Annotated in this window: 1 protein-coding gene; it reads right to left on the reverse strand. The window is 73.3% G+C overall.

The features are described 5' to 3' along the window. The coding region (locus ACWJ6R_RS36060) for an MFS transporter (protein ID WP_449066501.1) at positions 1 to 1247 on the reverse strand (1247 nt) is incomplete at its 3' end. Positions 1248 to 1575 lie beyond the last annotated feature (328 nt).

A 1575-nucleotide genomic window follows, 5' to 3' on the forward strand; every position in this document is an offset into this window, starting at 1 on the left:
GCGGTCGTCACGGCGAGGGCGACGGCGAGCATCGCGCCGAACAGCGCCCTGGCCGCGGCCTCGGTGCCGAGCACGGAGGCGAGCAGGCCGCCGAGCGGGGCGGCGAGGCAGACGGCGCCGTGCACCGTGAGGCGGTGCACGCTCACCACTCGCGCGAGCTTGAACCCGTCCACCGCCCCGATCTCGAACGTCCGGACGGCGATGTTGGTCAGCGCCCCCGCGCACCCGGTCAGCAGGGTCGCGGCGCCGAAGAACAGCGGGCCGCCGCCGAAGGCGGCGATGCAGAGCGCCACCACCCAGATCCACATCTGGAGGAACAGCATGGCGTTCCCCGACGAGGTGAGGACCGCCGGCCGTGACCGTCCGGCGACGGAGGCCAGCGCCGAGCCCAGGACGCCTCCCAGCCCGCCCGCGGCCAGGACCAGGCCGACCTGGAGCGGCGGGAGCGCCACCGAACCCGCCATGAAGACCATGATGAGGGTGTTGACCATCAGGTTGGTGACCGTGGTGAGCGCCATGGCGTTGCGCAGGAAGGGGTACTTGGCCAGTTCCCTGACGCCGTCGGACGTCTCCCGCAGGAAGGGGCGCCGGGCCGCCCGCCGTACCGTCCGCCCCGCCGGACCGGCCTGCGCCGGGGAGGCGCGGTGCCGTCCCAGGCCCAGCACGGACAGGGAGGACAGCAGGAAGAGCGCCGTGTTCACCAGGAACGGCATGGCCGGCCCCAGCCCGAACAGGAACCCGCCGAGCGGCCTGGCCGCCAGCACCGCCACGTGGGAGCTGGTCTCGCTGGTGGCCAGCATGCCGCGCAGATCGCCTCTCGGGACGAAGGAACGGATCAGGGCCGTCTCCCCGAGGGAGTGGAGGACCCAGAGCGAGCCCTCGATGAAGGCGGCCGCCAGGAGGTGCGGCAGCGTCGCCAGGTCGAGGAGGACGGCCAGGGCCACACCGGCCACGGCCGCCCCCCTGGCCGTCTCGGTGATCAGGATGAGCGAGCGCGGGTTCAGCCGGTCGGCCATGACTCCGGCCGGGATGTAGAAGAGCAGGGTGGGAACGGTCAGCGCGAACCCGGTCCAGCCGGCCTGCGCCGGTGAACCGGTCAGCCAGAGGGCCAGCAGGGGATAGGCGACGCCCAGGGTCCGCGCCCCCGTCATCGAGGAGGCCAGTCCGGCCCAGATCCGGATGAGGTCCCGCCTCTGCCGGGAGGAGACGCTGCGCCGCCGTGCGGGGTTCGCGACGTGCTCCGCCACGTGATGCCTCTCGACCCGTGGTCCGGACGGGGCCGCCTGCTGCCGCCGAGGCTCCGCTCCCGCGACCTGCTCGTCCTCTGCCCCTGCCGGCAGCGTCTGGGAACAGTCCAAGGCCGGAGAGGCGGCGGCGGTCACAGCGACTCCCCTTGCCGGAGGAACGATGACGATTCTTTTGAAGAAGCAGCACCGGACCGCGGAGGGCGGGAAACGGCCTCCTGCTCTCCCAGGTCACGCGGCGGTCAGCAGCATAGCGCCGCGCATGCGCCCCGTGCAAGATCTCCGGCTGCGGGCTGCGGGCTGCGGGCTGCGGGCTGCGGGCTGCGGGCTC

This window comes from Planomonospora algeriensis (assembly GCF_977012225.1).